Raw genomic sequence first — 18,345 nt, forward strand, 5'->3', positions numbered from 1 at the left:
AAATTACTTTGAAAATTGTAGCATACATATTAAAAAGAAATTTATGCTACTACCTCATGCAAAAATTTTTATAATTAAAACTAATACTACATTTTTTTATGTAAGTTAGTATTATGAGTAAAATTTCTAAATATCAATTAAAGGCATTTATTGGTTTATATATTTTTTGTATTTTAAGTGGGATTTTATTTTGTAGATATATAAATAAGCATTTTTTTAAATTCAACTGGCTTGTAAGTGGGTTAATCGTAGCTAATGCGTTCTTTTTATTATTGGTTAATGATGCGTATACATCAAATAAGCAAAGTATATGAAATTTTAAGCATAACACTTAATTCTCTTAGAAGTGGGCATTATATAATTTAAATTTGACACACAATGTACCTGACGAACTTTTAACCTTATGATTTTTATAACTAAGAAAGGATAGGATATGAAAAAGTTTAATTTGTCAGTATCAATAATTTTTGCTTTATTGCTATTTATAGCAGGGATTTCAAGCAGCTTTGCTATAAATATCGATGGAGAGGACAGCGTACCTCAAGAGGCTAATCATTATTATTTTGATAAATTTTTATATGATGATGGGAAGTTTCTTTATTTTTCGATACAAAAAGCTGATTCATCTATTCCAATAGAAGATAAAGACCTTAAAGTAGCTAAGATAGACTTAAATTTAAAATCAAATGCAGTTTTGCTATCTGATGACGAAAAAACTAAAATATTAAGTCAATATGAAAAACTAAACCTAAAAAAGGTTAGAATATGTGAAAATAGAGATGGATATAAAGGTGTTGATGAGGAATGTGTGCTTGGTAGGCAAAATAACACATTAATAGATAAGTCAAAAGGACTTTTTCTAATTGACTTAAAAGATTATATTTCTGATAACGATAAATTTTATGCAGAAAATAAAAATTACCAAAAAACGGATATTTATGTATCAGCTACACGTTTTGAAATTGATAAGGAGTATTATATCTATGGAATAAATACAAGATATAGCCTATCAATACCACCACCATATACACCCAGCTTTTATGACGTGATTGCGGTAAAAAATGGAAAAGTGTCAAAGTTGAACGTATCCAAAGAATTTGACTTAGATAAGGTTTATAAAAATTCCGACGGTTCATTTTTCTTAGCCGGAACAAATGAAAAAGGTAGATATGACAGACAGGAGATGATATACCACTTGTCTGCTGACGGCAAATTGACTAATATAAACAGCCTAGTCAGCAAACAGGGCATCAATGCAGGCTATATGGGCTGGCAAAATGACAAGTTAGTATTTTATGTAAATCAAAAGTACACTGGTATAGCTGCGCCAAATTACAAATACGAATTTTATCAGGTTGACAATAATTTAAAAGTTACTAAACGTACGGAAAAAAGGATTGTTGGGAAAAAAGACTATACTATGTATTTATTTAAAGGCGATATTTTTAACTATTTAAGTAGTCAAAATCACATTTATACCTTTGACAATTATAGCGAAAAAATAATAGATTTAACCGCAAATAAAGCCGGAAATATAGATTTTAATCCAAATAATTACAAGCTATCAGAGCCGATTGGTAAATTTGAGAGTACAAAAGAGGTTATAGAACTGTCTACTAATCCTGAGACAAATGGATTTAAGCCATTTCCGATATATAAAGTGGATAATAAACCGTATATAGTGGCAGAGGACCTTGTATATATAGGATTTGAGCATATATGGGATGAAAACTATCGCATATCTGCTTTTGTAGGTGCAGAGCCTAAAAAAGGAAATCCCGCAAGAAAATTTAATGATGGAGACATTTATCATAGTGACGTTGTGATATTAATTGATAACAACAAGGTATATGCAAAAAATATTGGAGGTTTCTCACTTATACCGGTAGATAAAAAAAATATTTATGGAATAGTAGACAAAAAAACTTATAAACCGGTAGTAATGGACAAGAACAATCCTGATTATAAATATGGACCGGAATATGCTAACAGAAAAGAAGTAAGTGTAAAAATACCTAACAAGGATAAAATAACAGTCAATGGGCAAGCAATAGATAACAAGACTAGGAAATATCCGTTTATAAAATACAAGGACATCACATATGTGCCTATGACTACTAGCGATATGAGCTTTATGGGAGCAAAAATTGACTGGAATTACAAAACTAGAAAATTATCAGTGACTACAATTGATAAATATGGAGCTTACATTCCTGATTTAGCCCAAAAGACAAATCCGCTAATAGGTACTGCGACTATACCTGAATACGACATAACAGTACAAGCTCTTAAAGTAGATAACACTAAAGAGCAGTATCCACTGCTGAACTTTAGAGACGTAACATATTTTCCGTTGACATGGAGATTTTGCACAGAGCAATTTGGATGGAATTATAATTGGTCAGAAAATATAGGACTGGTAATAACTAGCCACTGATTTAATAGAAAAAAATTTGAATTTAAAATGTTGCATGATGATATTTCTAAAAATATTTATGAATGGAATTCATTTTTTTATCCGGATGACTTAGATTTAGAAAATAGAAAAAAAGAATTAGTTCAAAAATTGGACAACCTAAAGTTTTTAATTTGGAAAAATGAACAGCATTTTGATGAAAATAGATTTTTTCTATAGCCTTAAATAAATTTTTGTTTTAAAAATAAATAAGAGTGTGTAAACCTATTTTGATACAGCCCATCAGTTCGATTAATTCTAGTATTGATTTATTGAATTGTATGTGTTATAATAGCAAAGTTAATAATATTCAAGGCAATAACAAAGTAACTATTGCCCATTATTCTATGAGGTGAAATAATGAAACCAGGAATACATCCAAATTTTAAAGAAGTGACAGTTCATTGTGCGTGTGGTAATTCATTCACTACAGCATCTACAAAAGACGAACTAAACGTAGAAATTTGTTCTGCTTGCCATCCATTCTTTACAGGTCTTAGTAAGAATGTTGAAAAGGGCGGTAGAGTTGAAAAATTCAACAAAAAATTCAACAGAAAAAAATAATAAAATTCTTAAAGGTGTGCTTAGGCACGCCTTTTTTATTTTGTAAAAATTTCCTACCAAATAAAACAATGTAATTACCTTTGCTAATTTATCAAATTTTTTAAGTTATTTTATGTTATTTGGGGTATTAAATCTAAAAATGTTAGCAAATTTATTATATAAATGGGGGATATTTTGGGACTTTTTGATTTTTTAATGGGTAGTGATATAAACCAAGGGTTTGAAGAATATAATCAAACGGATGGGGCTATTTTGCTTGATGTGCGTGAAAAGGATGAGTTTAGAGCAGGGCATATAGAGGGCGCAAAAAATTTGCCACTATCAGCTATACAAAAGGCAACTTCTACTTACAAAAATTTTGATACTCCATTATTTATTTATTGCCACAGTGGTGCTAGAGCAGGCAGTGCGCTTAGAGAGTTAAAGAAAATGGGTTATACCAATGTTAAAAATATTGGCGGAATAATTAGTTTTAAGGGTAAAATTGTAAAATAAAAAATGTGTGGATATTTGATTTAGTATCCACACATTTTTTGTTTTAATAATTTTTTTTGGTATACGTTATAAACTGGTAAGGAACAGGGTCTGCTCCCATGCCGGTTATTTGTTTGTCATACAGCTGTTCATTAATTTGAGGGAAATACACATCTCCATCAAAGGCTTTATCTATTAGGGTCACATATAATCTATCAGCAAGAGCAATTGTCATTTCGTATACTTTACCGCCACCTATTATAAATATTTCTTTATTTTCTTTTTTAGAAATATTATTGGCTATCGAAAAAGCATCTTCTATATTTTCTGCTACATATGCACCGTCTACTGTAAAATTTTTATCTCTAGACAAGATTATGTTTATGCGGTTTGGTAAAAGCTTGCCAATGCTATTGTAGGTGTTTCTTCCCATGATGACTATGTTGTTAGAGGTTAATTTTTTAAAATGAGCCATATCTTCTGGGATATCCCAAGGCATAACTCCATCTTTTCCAATAACTCTATTTTTATCATAGGCTACTATAATAGATACCATGAATTAGTGGCAACCTCCTGCACAAGTGGCACAACCACCAGCCATTGGTTCTATGTCAGGCTTTACAAAAAGTCCATGGAAACCATCTTGCTCAATATATTGGATTTCAAATCCACCAAATTCGTCTATTAAAGCCTTGTCAGCGACATATTTTATACCATCAAAATCATATTCATAGTCATTTTCTTGTAATGAGTCCTTTGCCACATTAAACATAGGTCCGTTGCAAGCCATTCCTGATATAAATATTCTTAAAGTATCTGTATCTTTCATATCAAGCCCTTCTAAAAGACTTTTCAATTCATCAGATGCTTTTTGGCTTATCTTTATACTTTGTTCCATAATTATCCCCTTTGCGATTAAATAACAATTATTATCTATTTTAATTATACACCATTAATTAGTTAAGTAAACAAATTACTTTACATCATATTTTGTTCTTAAATCATTGATTTTCTTAACATAAACCTCTTGCTGTTTTCTCTTTGTAAGACTTTGTTTTAATCTTTCCATTATTGCTTTAAGCTCTTGTTTAGGTTCTACTTTTTTATCTGTTACTTTGATTATATGATAGCCAAACTGGGTTTTTACAGGTTCACTTATTTCTCCAACTTCCATTGCAAAGGCTGCATCTTCAAACTCTTTAACCATAGCACCCTTACCAAAGAAGCCTAAATCTCCTCCTTTGTCCTTTGATGGGCATGAAGAATATTCCTGTGCAAGGTCTGCAAAGTCTGCTCCATCATCTAATTCACTTTTTATTTTCTTTGCCTCTTCTAAGTCCTCCACTAAGATGTGGCTAGCTTTTACCATGTTAGACTCTCCAAATTCTTCTTCATTATCTTTATAAAATTTTTCGACTTCTTCGTCCGTTACTGTAGCCTCCTGCATAATCTTATTTATTGCATATTGATTTATGAAATTTTCTTTCATTTGCTCTAATTCAAAATTAAAATCAGCATCATTTTCAAGCTCTTTTTCATATTCAATAGCCATCAGCTTTTGGTTGACTAATTCCTGAATTAGATAATGCTCTCCTTCTTCACCTTGAAACTGTGCAAGCACATTTGGAGCTAGACTTTTTTTCATAAAATCTAATTCTTTTTGAGTGATATTTTGACCACCAGCAGTTGCTAATACCTTTTCTTCCATTTAATTTCCTCACTATTGTTAAATTATAATAATATGTGCATACTAAGGTTTTAAATTTCTATATAAAATCATATAGCTGATTTACATCATTTAATATGATATTGTTACCTTGGCTTTTTAAAAATTCATAGTCTCTAAATCCCCAAGATACGACCAACAAATCAAGATTACTATTATTTGCTGTAAGTATATCTACCTCAGAATCTCCGATATATATGGTTTTATCACAAGAAGAGCCTACATGAGACAATACGTCATCAATCATTTTTGGAGATGGTTTTTTTTCTTCGCCCAAGATTTCTCCTCTTACATAATCCAGCTTGCCATCAAAAAATTTATTACAGATAATTTTTGCATAGGAGTCAGCTTTATTTGACGCTACACACACCTTTGCTCCCTTAGCTTTTATAAAATCTATAACATCTACTATATTTTCATAAGGTCTTGTGTTATCTAGCAAGTGGTCGGAATAATATGTTTTAAAGTCTGAAAATGTCTTTTCAAATCTAGGGTCGTCAACCTCCAAGCCGGAGGATAATTTAATTAAATTTTTTATACCATTTCCAAGATAGCTTTTTATCTCAAGGACATCTTTTTTTTCAAAATAATTTTTGATAAGAGCAAAATTTACTGCATTTGCTAGGTCAACAGATGTATCACATAGCGTGCCGTCTAAATCAAAAATATATGTCTCGTATTTAGCATTATATGACATGGTCATGACTCCTAACAATACAATATTTTCTTATTTAAAAAATTGCATAAAATATATTTATTAAACCATTAACTATTATATAGGTAACTGAGTTAAATATCAATTAAAAGTGTAGAAAATGTAATAAAAAAGGAGAGATTTCTCTCTCCTGAAAAGCTCTGCCTATCTTTTCTTTTTTCTAGCAGCTTCCATTTTTTTCTTTCTTTTTACACTAGGCTTATCATAGTGTTCTCTTTTTCTAACTTCTGACATAACACCGGAAAGGGCACATTGTCTTTTGAATCTTTTTAGAGCACTATCAAGCGACTCGTTTTCTTTAACTTTGACTTCTGTTGCCATTACATATCCCTCCCCTCAAAATAAACAATGTTATCAAAAATTAGTATACATACTAAACTTGATATTTCAGTATTATATAACGTTTTTAAGAAAATTTCAAGTATTTTTTAATATTTAGATAAATTAACCTGCCGGCCAGCCAAATTTTCTGCCTGCCATTAAATGAAAATGTAAGTGTTCAACAGTTTGTCCGCCATCTTCTCCAGTATTGCACACTACTCTGAAACCATTTTTAACATCCAGTTGTTCAACTATTTTGTTGATAGCGTCAAAAATTTTTCCGACCTGTGATGAATCCTTAACCTCAGTAATATTTTTATAATGATTTTTTGGTACTACAACAACGTGTACGGGAGCTTGCTTGTCTATATCTTCAAAGGCATAGACGTAATCATCTTCATATATCTTAGTGCTTGGCAACTCTCCTGCTATTATTTTACAAAAAAGGCAATCCTGCATACTACCTCCTAGTGAAATCATAAATTATTAAAATACGATACATGGTTTTTAATGAATACTGCTGTTTAAAAATATTTTATAACATTTCCATAGATTGTACCACAAAGAAATGCTTTATTCAAGAAAATTGGCACAAAAAAACCACTACTAAAAGTGGTAAATGGTGGGCCATCCGGGACTCGAACCCGGGACACCCTGATTAAGAGTCAGGTGCTCTAGCCAACTGAGCTAATGGCCCGTATCAAACAACTATGACATTATACGACAAGATTTATATTTTGTAAAGTGTTTTGTAAAATTTTTTTGATTTTTTTCACCGCATAGTGGTATAGAATATGAAATTTTATAAAAAAGTTGTAATTTTTGATATTTTTGGTATAATAATTAATTTATCAGAGCAATATAAATTTGTAGATTTAAAATATTATGGTATAAGGCAGGATTGGAAAGAAAAACTTTAAAAATTTATACATTTTTTGACTCCTATGCAAGAAATTTCATAGGAGTTTTTTTACTTTTATAGCATCAAAAATTTCATTTTATACTACTATATATTAAAAAAATCACTGCACTTTCAATCAGGCTTTAGTATTATGCATTTATTAATTTAAACGAATGATAAATTTCCATAGCAAGCAAATAATTTATTAAAATTTTTATTTAGATTGAAATACTATCATTTTCTTATTATAATAGAAATTGCGGATTAATCAAGGAGGAGTAATGGATAACAAACTTGTGAGAGCTAATATTTTTTCAAAAAACAATCTTATGAAATTTTTAAGGGTAAATATAGGTACTATTTTGGTAGCTGTCAGTTTACATTTTTTTACTGCGCCTGCACATTTGTCGGTTGGGGGTGCATCGGGTTTTTCATTGTTATTATCAACAGTTACTGGGATACCTATGTCGCTTATATATTTAATTGTGAATTTAATTTTAGTTGTGTTGGGTATTGTGACGATTGGGATGAGCTTTGGGGCACTTACTATATATTCATCAATAATTGGTGCACTGTTTTTGGGTGTGCTGGAAAAAGTATTTCCTATGAATGCTGCGTTTATTGATGATTTGTTGATAATACTTATTTTTGGCATACTAATTCAATCTTTGGGCATAGCTATGGTTTTAAACGCCGGGGCATCTACCGGTGGCTCAGATATAATTGGTAAAATTATTGAAAAATATACTTCATTATCATTTGGCAATGGTCTTATAATTTGTGATGGTCTGATAACTATAGGTGCTTGTGTCATTTTTGGACCTAGACTAGGTATGTATGGTTTATTGGGTGTAATGATAAATTCTCATTTTATAGATAGATTTATAGCAGGATTTAATAGTAAATACAATGTTACAATCATATCCAAGGAGCATGAGGCTATAAATAATTTTATTCTTGTAAGTGTTCATAGAGGTTCAACGGTTTATGAGGCTACAGGTGGATTTTCGAATAATACAAAAAAGATAATCACTACAATTGTTGACAGGAGAGAATATATTAAGATACATAAATTTGTAAAAAATATTGACCCGGTTGCTTTTTTATTTGTTTCAAATGTATCAGAAATAGAGGGTGAAGGATTTACTTATAGCAAAAATTAATACTATTCTCTAATAAAAGGCGGGGTATATCATCTCGGAGTGCTTTTCGCCTACGGCGATGGCTCACAATCTCCTTAGATGAACATAGCTCGCCTTTATTGATTATTTAATTAGGTATTAGTATAAATTATATATGAAAAATGACCAAAACAATTATTTTGGTCATTTTTTTAACATCTATTTAAATTATTTTACTTTTACCTGATGGAAAGTTTTTTTGCCTTTTTTAATCATTATTAGTCCATCTTTTAGCATTGATGAGTCTACTTTGAATGTCTTATCTGATATTTTTTCATCATTGACAAGTATTCCGCCTTGGTCGACTAATCTTTTTGCCTCTGATGAGGTAGGGGCAAGTCCGGTTTGTTTTAGTAAGGATACGATGTCAATACCTGTGTCTAAGTCTGTTTTATCTATAAAAGTAGTAGGGGCATTTTCTGAGGAGCTGTTTGATGCAAATATTGCCTTTGACGCCTCAAGTGCTTTGTCAGCATCTTCTTTTCCGTGGACTATTTTTGTTACTTCGTAGGCAAGAGTTTCTTTTGCTTTATTGATTTCGCTACCCTCTAATGCACCAAGTCTTTTTACTTCTTCCATTGGTAAGAATGTCAGTAGTCCTAGGCACTTTTCTACGGAGCTGTCTTCGATATTTCTCCAGTATTGGAAAAATTCGTAAGGGGTAGTTTTATTTCTATCTAGCCATACTGCACCGCCCATAGTCTTACCCATTTTTTTACCATCTGAAGTAGTAAGTAGGGTAAATGTCAGTCCGTAGGCTCTGCTTTGAGTTTTTCTTCTGATTAAATCTGTTCCTGCGAGGATGTTTGACCATTGGTCATCGCCGCCACATTCCAGCTTGCAGTTATATTTTTTGTTTAATGTATAAAAGTCGTACGCCTGCATAATCATGTAGTTGAATTCTAAGAAGGTTAAGCCTTTTTCCATTCTGCTTTTGTAACATTCAGCGGTGAGCATTCTGTTTACAGAAAAATCTGCACCAATTTCTCTTAAAAATGGAATATATTCAAGTTTCATCAGCCAGTCTGCATTGTAAGCTAATATTGCCTTATCATCAGAAAAGTCAATAAATCTTGACATCTGCTCTTTAAATTTTTCCGCATTGGCTCTGATATCTTCAATGCTTAGCATTTTTCTCATGTCAGTTCTGCCGGATGGGTCACCTATCATAGTAGTACCATCACCTATTAAAACAACAGGTCTATGTCCTGCTAGTTGCATATGTCTCATGGCGATTAGCTGCATTAAATGTCCTACATGTAGTGAGTCTGCTGTTGGGTCATAGCCTGTATAAAATGAAATTTTTTCGTTATCAAATAAATCTCTCAGTTCGTTTTCATCAGTAACTTGTGCTATAAAGCCTCTTTCTTTAAGCACGTCAAAAGCGTTTTGCATATTCTAACTCCTTTATATTTAGATGCTGATTGTAAATTTGTTAAAAAGTCAGCATGATTTTTCTTAATTATAGCATAAAATGAGTTTTTTTTCTACTTTTACTAATCATGATAGAAAATAACAAGCATTTATGATATAATTTCAGTTAATGCAATCAATTTTTCAATATTTTTTTAAAGATAGAATATAAAAGCTGATTTTTATAATTAAGGATTATAATGAAAATAGGAATTTTTGGCGGTACTTTCAATCCGATACATTTTGGACATATTTTTATTGCTGAATATATGGCAGATTATATGAATTTGGATAAGGTAATCTTCATACCATCTGGGATACCTCCGCATAAGGAGAATTTTGTAGATAAGTCGCATAGGGCAAAGATGGTAGAGCTTTCCATAGAGGGCAACGATAAATTTGAAATGAGCGATTATGAAATATCAAAAGTGGGCAAGTCGTATACTTTTGATACAGTTACTTATTTTATGGAAAATAATCCGGAATGTGAATTTTATTATATAATAGGGCAAGATGCTATACTATTACTAGATAAATGGTACAAATACAAAGCTCTAATGAAAATAGTAAAATTTTTGGTAGTGACTAGAGGACAAGACGTAAAGTCACAAATAGAGGAAAAATATGGTAATTCTGAGCATATAACCTTTATAGACACACCAAGCATAGAAATCTCCTCTACCCAAATCAGGCGAAGGGTAAAAGAAAATAGAAGTGTAAAATATTTTGTAAAGGATGAAGTTAATAAATATATTGAGGACAACTCACTTTATAAGCTATAATTTATAAAGGTAAATAATATTAATTATTGGAGGAAAAATTGGAAACTCTCTCAGAGATTATAAAAAAAGATTTACAAGAGGTTTTGGACGAAAAAAGATATATTCATACCCTTGGAGTAGTAAAATCAGCTATAGAGTTATCTAAAAAGTATGGAGTAGATGAGCAAAAATCAGAGCTTGCTGCATTACTTCACGATTATGCAAAAAATTTTGATTCTGAAAAAAAACAGGAGCTTAAAGAAAAGTATAATGTCAGGTATGACAAGGTAGAAGAGGTATCTAAACAGCTACAACACGCTATATTTTCTGAGGTAATAGCAAAATACAAATACAACATAAAAGACGAAGATGTTTTAAATGCCATAAGATTTCACACCACCGGCAGAAATAAAATGAGCAAATTGGAAATGGTTGTATGTCTTGCAGATTATATTGAAGAAAACAGAGATTTCCCAGGAGTCGATGAAATAAGGAGACTTTCCAAACTTAGCTTAGAGGATGCACTTTATTATGCGACAAATAACACAATAATACATCTATGTGAAAAAAATGTACTGGTGCATAAGGACTCTCTAAAAGCTAGAAACTACTTTTTAGAGAATTGTACTTTATTTAAATAAATAAGTAATATAAGGAAGTTAAATGGCAAAAAAAATTATTAAAAATTTAGTAATTGTATTTCTCACAATTGTTGTATTGACCGGAGTGTTATATTTTGCCTTGGCAATGTTATTTAACTGTGTAAAAAATAAAGGGCAAGATGAATTAGAGCTAAAAGATTTGCAAGAGCTATCAAAGTCGGTGGGCGATGAAAGAATAAACGTACTAATGCTAGGAGTTGACTCCCTTGATGGAAAAAATAAGGACAAAACCATGCGTACAGATACCATGATGCTATTGTCAATAGACCCTAAGACAAAAACAGGCTTTATACTGTCAATACCTAGAGATACAAGAGTACACGTGGAAGGCTCGGCAAAAAAATTCAATAAAATAAATGAGGCACACGCAATAGGAGGCGTTTCATATACCATTAAAAGTGTTAAAGAACTTTTAGGTATAGAGATAAACCATTTTGTAAAAGTGGATTATCAAGCAGTTAATAAGACAGTAAATGACATTGGCGGGGTTGAAGTAAATGTGCCTATGGATATGTCATACGATGACCCTTATGCAAAGCCTCCTCTTCATATAGACATAAAGCAAGGACCACAAATACTAGATGGAGATAAGGCAATGCAGTTTTTGAGATTTAGACATGGCTATGCAAACCAAGACCTAGGCAGGATTGAGTCTCAACAAAAATTTATACAGGCATTGATGGACAAGCTACTTTCACCTGAATCCATAGTGCATATTACAGATTATATAGATACATTTTCACAATATGTGCAGACAGATTTGGAATTTTCTGATATGCTAAAAATTGCATCAAAAGCAATAGAAATTAAACCATATAATATTAAAAAGGCTGTTGTACCGGGTAAGGCAGATTATTTGTATGGAATATCATATTTTATAGCTGATGAAGAGCAAATAAAGACTCAAATTAAAGAGCTTTATGATGGAGAAAAATATTATATAGATAAGCCTATACCTGAAGTCCAACCACAAAATACACAAAATGCTAGTGACAATGAAAATACAGCTAATGGTGATGATAAAGCAAAGCAACCTGATACTAAACAAAACAAACCTCAGCAAAATGTATATGACCCTTATGTGGTTGTCCTAAACGGTAGCGGAGGGCAAGGACTTGCCCAAAGGGCGAAAGACCTTTTATATATAAATAACATTGCAGTTGATGCCACATCTAATGCAGACAATTTTGACTACAATGAGACTATGATTTATTACAAAAATAATATCACCCTAGCTCAAGAGGCAAGAACAATACTTGGCACTGGCAAAATTGTTCAGGAAAATAAAGCCTATTACGATAAGCCAACGGATATATTAGTTGTACTTGGTAGTGATTTTACAAAATAATTTTTGAAAGGAAAATAATGCAAACAAGAGAAAAATTAAAAGCAATATACAAGGTTTTAGACGAAAAGCTGGCAAAAGATATTAAAGTGCTTAACATTGAGAAAATATCAAGCGTAGCTGATTACTTCGTTATAGCATCAGGCAGTAGCTTACGACAGGTAACAGCTTTAGAAGATGCAGTTAATGACGAATTAGCAAAATATGGAGAAAATCCAAGAAGTGTTGAAGGTAAAGTATCAGCGACTTGGATATTGATGGATTATGGCGACATAGTAGTAAATATATTTGAACCGGACGTAAGACAGACCTACAATCTTGAAAGATTGTGGGTAGATGCAAAAGTAGAAGATATGGAAACAGTCCAAGCATAGAAATATGCTTTAAAGTTTTTGTAGTATAATCTTAAAAGTCAAAAAAACAAAAAAGTTTTTAAATCATGCTCCCAAAAGTTAAAAAAATAAAAAGTTTTTGGACTATGCTCCCAAAACTTTACAAAAATATAACCTCTTGATATAATATTTATATATCAGGAGGTTTTTATGTTAATAAAAAGAGAGCCATACTTTTCAAAAATTTTAGGATATAAGGATAAAAAAATAATTAAGGTTGTAACAGGTGTAAGAAGATGCGGAAAATCCACTTTACTTAGTATGTATAGGCAGTATTTATTAGACAATGGAGTGGATACAGAGCAAATTATATTTATAAATTTTGAAGATTTAAAATATGAAAATATTTTGGACAAGTCTAGTTTATATGAATATCTGACTGAAAATATGTCAAAGGATAAAATGAATTATATTTTTTTAGACGAAGTTCAAAATGTTTCTGAGTTTGAAAAGGTTATAAATAGTGTATTTTTGCGTGAAAATGTAGATATATATATAACAGGCTCTAATTCTTATATGCTTTCAGGTGAATTAGCAACTTTTTTGACAGGTAGATATATTCAAATTGAGATGCTACCATTTTCACTTGCAGAGTATGAAAAAATATTAAATATAAGTGATAATTCAAAAGGGTATCGCAGTTATATTGAAAATACATCATTTCCCTATGCAATTAACCTAACTGAAAAAAATCAAAAAAATGAGTACCTAAAAGGAATTTATAATTCCATAGTCTTAAAGGACATAGTACAAAGAAAAAATATCACCGATGTCATGATGCTCGAAAGTGTGCTAAGATTTGTATCTGATAATATAGGTTCTATACTTTCCACAAAGAGTATAAGCAACTCCATGACTTCCAATGGCAGGTCAATTAGCACAAAAACAGTGGAGTCATATCTGAATTCATTTATGGAAAGCTATCTTATATATAAAGTGGACAGGTTTGATGTAAAGGGCAAGGAATACCTAAAAACACTTGAAAAGTATTATATAGTCGATGTAGGACTTAGAAATACTATGCTTGGCAAAATAAATGGGGCAGACCTTGGGCATATATTAGAAAATGTTGTATTTTTAGAATTAAAAAGAAGAAACTATGAATTATTCATAGGCAAGGTTGGTAGCTTTGAAGTTGATTTTGTGGCAAAAAAAGAAAATGAAATCAATTATTTTCAGGTAGCTCTAAGTGTAAGAGACGAAAATACTTTGCAAAGGGAGCTTAGACCACTTTTGATGATAAAAGACAACTATCCAAAGTATATATTGACGTTAGATGATGACCCACAAACGACATATGACGGTATTGTGATTATAAATGCGTTAGAGTTTTTGCAATCAAATTAATAGATAAAAAAGAGCTGAGTTTATAAAATATATAGACTCAGCTCTTTTGAAGTTTTATTAAATACTAAATTTATAAGTGGGTTAGTTTACGCAGTAATATTATAAGCATTATAATGCTAACAAAAGAAGAGATTGTTAATGAAATAAACCTTTTTTTCAAAAAGCTATATTCTTTAAATATTATATTTACTACCAAATAAATCACTATATCCACTATTGTAATTACTATAACAACCAATGGTATATAAATCACTTTATATCCTCACAAATTTTAATTTGATTGTAGATTAAAAAAATCTCTACAATCTCTTTTTAACTCGTTTATTTAAATCACTTCTTTTTAGCCATACTATTGAGCCGCATTTTTCACATTCCAGCTTGATATCCATACCCAGCCTAGATATCTTGAAGGTATTTCCTCCGCAGGGATGTTCTTTTTTCAGCATTACTCTGTCACCAAGAACATAGGGAATGACTAATAATTCATAGGCTGCATATTCAATCTCTTCAATATTTACAAATCCGCAATGTTTAAATCCATGTGACTTTAATATGGTCTTGTACTCGTCATTATTTTTGATAATGTGAGACCTAAGTGACCTTATTTGCTTTTTTTTGCAGGTATTTATAGCCAAAGTGATTATTTTATCTACTAAGTATGATGAATTGATGTCTGTTTGTATATTGTAAATTGAGACATAGTCAAAATTACTAAGCCATTTGCCGTTTTTTATGTTACTGTATGGCTCTAGCTCTTGTTTTTGAAATATAAATGATGCGACTTCATTAGCATTATCTAATACTAGGTACTTACCTGCAATTTCGTTTGATTTTTTAATTTCCAATTATTTCACCTTTATTTAAAGTAAGGTAGTGTCAAAAATAACACCACTGATATATATTAATAACTTAGTATTTCAAACATTTTCAATATTTTTTAAATAAAAATAGCAATGACTCCCATTTTTTGAAGTATAATTTGATTACATCACCAATCAAATTTACAAAACAAACAAGGGATTTCATTATTAACTTGCTTGATGATGCTCCTAATAGCCTTTTAAGTGGCAGATGTTGATTTTTCTTGGTTGGCAGTATGTTTTAAATGGTGTCAAGGGTAAATCTAACTACGCATTTAAGTGATTACAATACTTTAAAGACCATTTTGTTGTGATTTCATCACGGCTTTTTGTGGTGCTTTGAGTCATAATTTCGGCATTTTTTTAAACTATTTTTACTTTTTAAAGACACTATGTGGTCTTTTTTTATTGCTTTTTTGTGTGATAGTTTTTCATAATCTATTTTACACTACCTAAAGTAAAATATTATACAAATTTACTTCCCAAATACTGTTTAATCTTTTCTGAGTCATCATCACTTGTGACGGTAACCTTGTTGCCTGTTTCTATATTGTCGATAATTATTGTAACATCTTCTGATTTAAAATTTTTAATTACAGTTGACTCTAGTACAGGTCGTGTTTGCTTTTTATCTTTTTTTCCGCCGTCATATTCTTTTATATAGTAGCTACCCTTGAGGGTTAAAAATTTTGTGTAAGTTATCATTGTCTGCTCCTTAAAAATTATTGTAGACATTACAGCTTAATTACATCGTCTATATTAAGTGGCTTGCTAAAATATGAGCCTTGCATATTTTTGATACCATTTTTTAGTAAAAAATCACATTGTATTTTGGTTTCTACTGATTTTGCTATTAATACTATACCTGATAATTTTGAAAATTCAGCAAGAGAAGATATTATAACCTCATCTTTTTTGTTTACTCCTATACCGTTTATAAAAGCCTTGTCTATTTTAATAACATCTACCGGTAGGTATTTGAGGTAATTTAAAGAAGAGTAGTGTGTGCCAAAATCGTCTATGGCTATATTTACTCCAAGGCGTTTTAGACTGTCAAAATCTTTTTTTAGTACCTCCAATGGTTTCACCATGTATGTTTCAGGTATATCTATATATATTTTTTGTGGGTCAAGGTTATAGGCTTGAATTTTCTCACAAATCATGGCAATTATTTTTTGAGTGTCAAATTTATCAAAGCACATAGTTAATGAAATTGCTAATGAATGTCCGTTGACTTTTTCCAAGTCATGTAATTGCCTTAATATGGAGTCAATTGTCCAATGAGTTAGATTGTTTATAAAATCTGTTTTTTCAGCAAGAGCGATAAAATTTTGTGAAGATAAAAGACCTCTTTTCGGATGTTTCCATCTAAGCAATGAGTCATATCCATAGGTTTTACAATGCTGACTATCGGAAAAATGCACAACCGGCTGATAATACATAACTAACTCGTTATTTTCTATAGACTGATGCAAATCTTTGGCTAGGGTAAAATCTATTTTTACACCTGCAATGTCATGCTTAGGCTCGTATTTGGCATATTGACTTTTACCTTGAGCTTTTGCTTTATACATTGCAGCGCTTGCATGTTTTACTAAAGCGTCTATGTCTGTACCGCCACTAGGGTATGAGCTAAATCCGATAGAGGCTGATATTGAGATAGCACGACCATTTATTTGATATGGCTCTTTAAATACTTTTATAAACCTTATACCCAGTGCGTCTATCATGTCGTCTTGATTGGTATAATAATTTTTTATAAAAATGACGAATTCGTCTCCGCCAAACCTTGAAATTATACTATCTTGTGGCACATTTTTTTTGAGTCTGATTGCAATTTCGTTTAACAACTGGTCACCTAAATGGTATCCTAAAGTGTCATTTATATTTTTAAATTCATCTAGGTCAATGAAAATTACTATATGCTTTGTTATATATTTGTATGAGGTTTTCAGTATTTCATAGCACTGCTGTAAAAAGTATTCCTTGGAGTATAGACCGGTTAGGTAATCTTTAGTAGAAATCTTGAGCATTTCTTGCTCTGAGGCAACCCTTTTTTTAACCTGCTTTTCGATAAGACAGTTAATTTCGTTGAGTTTATTTGTGCTTTCCTCAAAAATTTTGTTTAGGTATTCATTTATAGCTGCAAGCTTTTTTTGGTCATTTACAATGAAGGTTACATCGTACAGTGAAACCATAACTAAACCGTTTTTTAGGAAATTCTTTTTACTGATATAAATACGGTCATCTAATTTTAACTCAAATATTTTATCCTCATCGACCTCAGACTCTATTAATTGCTTTGGAAATAGCTGATAGACATCCTTATAAGTCAGAGTCTTTTTGTCATCGAAATTAAAAAATGAAATGAAAGCCTTATTTAAATATAAAACCTTAGAGTCCTCTAAAATACCTATGGCTATTGGGATAGTGTCAAGAGTTTGAGAAATATAGTCCTGTTTAAATACCAACAAATAATTGTATTTCTTGAATACATAAAAAAGGGCACTAAGAGGAATTAAACCTATTTTGCAACTATAAGACGGGATTGTCACATAAGTCAGCTTAGGCAAGATAAAATCGCAAAAAATTAGCAAAATACCGCTTATAAAGTAAGCATACATCAAAATGATTGCAGACTCATTATCAGCTCTTGTTTTTGCATTATAGGCTAAATTGAAAAATATGATAATACACGATGACAAAATTAAAAAATAAAATGTGCCATCTATGTAAAACCTATAACTACCGTAAATATCATTTAATATTTGAACAAAATCATGTTCATCATCAAAAATAAAGTGAAGTCTTAGATATAAATTGGGTAAGCTAAGCAAGACTGCTGTAATAAATAAAACTACAGTTACATAGGGACTGAATATAATTGATTTATAATTTTTTTTGATAGAAATTTCTTTTGCGATTGTAAAAAAAGTGAATGCAAGAAATGGAGCTATCACCCTATATGTAAGTGAATAATAAAAATGCAAATGATAGCTGTCGATTATAAATGCAACATCTAAAACACAAAAGATGTTTAGCAATCCATATAAAAAGCTTGCAACACAAAAAGCAAAGGTAAGCTTATTTCTAGTACACGTATTTGCTATAGTAATTATGAAAAATATGTAAAAAAATATTGCTAAGACACTCAAATAGTCATTTATTAGCATTAGACCACCGTCGAAAAAAACATAAGATTGGAATATAGCTTAATTATAACATAAA

21 protein-coding genes and 1 tRNA gene are annotated in these 18,345 nt (G+C 30.9%); 11 read left to right on the plus strand and 11 right to left on the minus strand.

All coding sequences use genetic code 11. The features are described from left to right. The first annotated feature begins 433 nt into the window (after positions 1 to 433). The 4 genes from BBG48_RS01175 to BBG48_RS01185 all read left to right on the plus strand — a co-directional run bounded on the left by BBG48_RS01175 (position 434) and on the right by BBG48_RS01185 (position 3,514). Positions 434 to 2,437, plus strand: a complete 2,004-nt coding sequence (locus BBG48_RS01175) for a hypothetical protein (protein ID WP_068912109.1) — start codon at positions 434 to 436, stop codon at positions 2,435 to 2,437. A gap of 27 nt (positions 2,438 to 2,464) precedes the next feature. Continuing rightward, positions 2,465 to 2,635, plus strand: a complete 171-nt coding sequence (locus BBG48_RS10935) for a hypothetical protein (protein WP_158527887.1) — start codon at positions 2,465 to 2,467, stop codon at positions 2,633 to 2,635. A 180-nt stretch (positions 2,636 to 2,815) separates the two neighbouring features. After that, positions 2,816 to 3,019, plus strand: coding sequence for a 50S ribosomal protein L31 (rpmE, locus tag BBG48_RS01180; protein WP_068912111.1), 204 nt, complete (start codon positions 2,816 to 2,818; stop codon positions 3,017 to 3,019). 174 nt (positions 3,020 to 3,193) lie between these two features. Next, a complete protein-coding gene (locus BBG48_RS01185; protein WP_068912113.1) occupies positions 3,194 to 3,514 on the plus strand; it encodes a rhodanese-like domain-containing protein in 321 nt (106 codons plus the stop codon). 43 nt (positions 3,515 to 3,557) lie between these two features. Here BBG48_RS01185 and BBG48_RS01190 read toward each other — a convergent pair whose 3' ends face one another. The 7 genes from BBG48_RS01190 to BBG48_RS01220 form a co-directional block, all read right to left on the minus strand. After that, on the minus strand, positions 3,558 to 4,049 hold the full coding sequence (locus BBG48_RS01190) for a dihydrofolate reductase (RefSeq protein ID WP_068912114.1): 492 nt from the start codon (positions 4,047 to 4,049) through the stop codon (positions 3,558 to 3,560). Between the two features lie 3 nt (positions 4,050 to 4,052). Beyond that, positions 4,053 to 4,391: an iron-sulfur cluster assembly accessory protein gene (locus BBG48_RS01195; RefSeq protein WP_068912116.1), complete on the minus strand. Its 339-nt coding sequence runs from the start codon at positions 4,389 to 4,391 to the stop codon at positions 4,053 to 4,055. 75 nt (positions 4,392 to 4,466) lie between these two features. After that, positions 4,467 to 5,201 (minus strand): peptidylprolyl isomerase, encoded by a 735-nt coding sequence (locus tag BBG48_RS01200; RefSeq protein WP_068912118.1) that lies wholly within the window; start codon positions 5,199 to 5,201, stop codon positions 4,467 to 4,469. 58 nt (positions 5,202 to 5,259) lie between these two features. Further along, the gene (locus BBG48_RS01205; protein WP_068912120.1) at positions 5,260 to 5,916 is read right to left on the minus strand and encodes an HAD family hydrolase; all 657 of its coding nucleotides are present in this window, start codon (positions 5,914 to 5,916) and stop codon (positions 5,260 to 5,262) included. 162 nt (positions 5,917 to 6,078) lie between these two features. After that, on the minus strand, positions 6,079 to 6,255 hold the full coding sequence (gene rpsU, locus BBG48_RS01210; RefSeq protein ID WP_068912122.1) for a 30S ribosomal protein S21: 177 nt from the start codon (positions 6,253 to 6,255) through the stop codon (positions 6,079 to 6,081). 123 nt (positions 6,256 to 6,378) lie between these two features. After that, entirely contained in the window at positions 6,379 to 6,714 is a 336-nt protein-coding gene (locus BBG48_RS01215) for a histidine triad nucleotide-binding protein (RefSeq protein WP_068912123.1), read from the minus strand. Between the two features lie 161 nt (positions 6,715 to 6,875). Further along, positions 6,876 to 6,952, minus strand: a tRNA-Lys gene (locus BBG48_RS01220). A 97-nt stretch (positions 6,953 to 7,049) separates the two neighbouring features. Between BBG48_RS01220 and BBG48_RS11360 the strand changes: the two genes are divergently transcribed. Together BBG48_RS11360 and BBG48_RS01225 are read left to right on the plus strand one after the other, a co-directional pair. Next, on the plus strand, positions 7,050 to 7,175 hold the full coding sequence (locus BBG48_RS11360; protein ID WP_274541819.1) for a hypothetical protein: 126 nt from the start codon (positions 7,050 to 7,052) through the stop codon (positions 7,173 to 7,175). A 262-nt stretch (positions 7,176 to 7,437) separates the two neighbouring features. Beyond that, a complete protein-coding gene (locus BBG48_RS01225; RefSeq protein ID WP_068912125.1) occupies positions 7,438 to 8,319 on the plus strand; it encodes a YitT family protein in 882 nt (293 codons plus the stop codon). Between the two features lie 186 nt (positions 8,320 to 8,505). Here BBG48_RS01225 and tyrS read toward each other — a convergent pair whose 3' ends face one another. Continuing rightward, the gene (tyrS, locus tag BBG48_RS01230; RefSeq protein ID WP_068912127.1) at positions 8,506 to 9,732 is read right to left on the minus strand and encodes a tyrosine--tRNA ligase; all 1,227 of its coding nucleotides are present in this window, start codon (positions 9,730 to 9,732) and stop codon (positions 8,506 to 8,508) included. A 218-nt stretch (positions 9,733 to 9,950) separates the two neighbouring features. Between tyrS and nadD the strand changes: the two genes are divergently transcribed. The 5 genes from nadD (at position 9,951) to BBG48_RS01255 (ending at position 14,257) form a co-directional block, all read left to right on the plus strand. Further along, positions 9,951 to 10,532: a nicotinate-nucleotide adenylyltransferase gene (gene nadD, locus BBG48_RS01235; RefSeq protein WP_068912129.1), complete on the plus strand. Its 582-nt coding sequence runs from the start codon at positions 9,951 to 9,953 to the stop codon at positions 10,530 to 10,532. A 38-nt stretch (positions 10,533 to 10,570) separates the two neighbouring features. Further along, a complete protein-coding gene (yqeK, locus tag BBG48_RS01240; RefSeq protein WP_068912131.1) occupies positions 10,571 to 11,152 on the plus strand; it encodes a bis(5'-nucleosyl)-tetraphosphatase (symmetrical) YqeK in 582 nt (193 codons plus the stop codon). 22 nt (positions 11,153 to 11,174) lie between these two features. Then, a complete protein-coding gene (locus tag BBG48_RS01245; protein ID WP_068912133.1) occupies positions 11,175 to 12,521 on the plus strand; it encodes an LCP family protein in 1,347 nt (448 codons plus the stop codon). 17 nt (positions 12,522 to 12,538) lie between these two features. Next, the gene (rsfS, locus tag BBG48_RS01250; protein WP_068912134.1) at positions 12,539 to 12,892 is read left to right on the plus strand and encodes a ribosome silencing factor; all 354 of its coding nucleotides are present in this window, start codon (positions 12,539 to 12,541) and stop codon (positions 12,890 to 12,892) included. Between the two features lie 168 nt (positions 12,893 to 13,060). Beyond that, complete coding sequence (locus BBG48_RS01255; RefSeq protein WP_068912136.1) at positions 13,061 to 14,257, plus strand: ATP-binding protein; 1,197 nt, start codon at positions 13,061 to 13,063, stop codon at positions 14,255 to 14,257. 299 nt (positions 14,258 to 14,556) lie between these two features. Here BBG48_RS01255 and BBG48_RS11195 read toward each other — a convergent pair whose 3' ends face one another. The 3 genes from BBG48_RS11195 to BBG48_RS01270 form a co-directional block, all read right to left on the minus strand. Beyond that, a complete protein-coding gene (locus BBG48_RS11195; RefSeq protein WP_068912138.1) occupies positions 14,557 to 15,102 on the minus strand; it encodes a DUF951 domain-containing protein in 546 nt (181 codons plus the stop codon). Positions 15,103 to 15,582: 480 nt separating this feature from the next. After that, positions 15,583 to 15,822: a hypothetical protein gene (locus BBG48_RS01265; protein ID WP_068912140.1), complete on the minus strand. Its 240-nt coding sequence runs from the start codon at positions 15,820 to 15,822 to the stop codon at positions 15,583 to 15,585. Between the two features lie 29 nt (positions 15,823 to 15,851). Continuing rightward, entirely contained in the window at positions 15,852 to 18,290 is a 2,439-nt protein-coding gene (locus BBG48_RS01270; RefSeq protein ID WP_068912142.1) for a putative bifunctional diguanylate cyclase/phosphodiesterase, read from the minus strand. Positions 18,291 to 18,345: the final 55 nt, after the last annotated feature.

Source organism: Criibacterium bergeronii (assembly GCF_001693775.2).
Lineage (GTDB): Bacteria > Bacillota > Clostridia > Peptostreptococcales > Filifactoraceae > Peptoanaerobacter > Peptoanaerobacter bergeronii.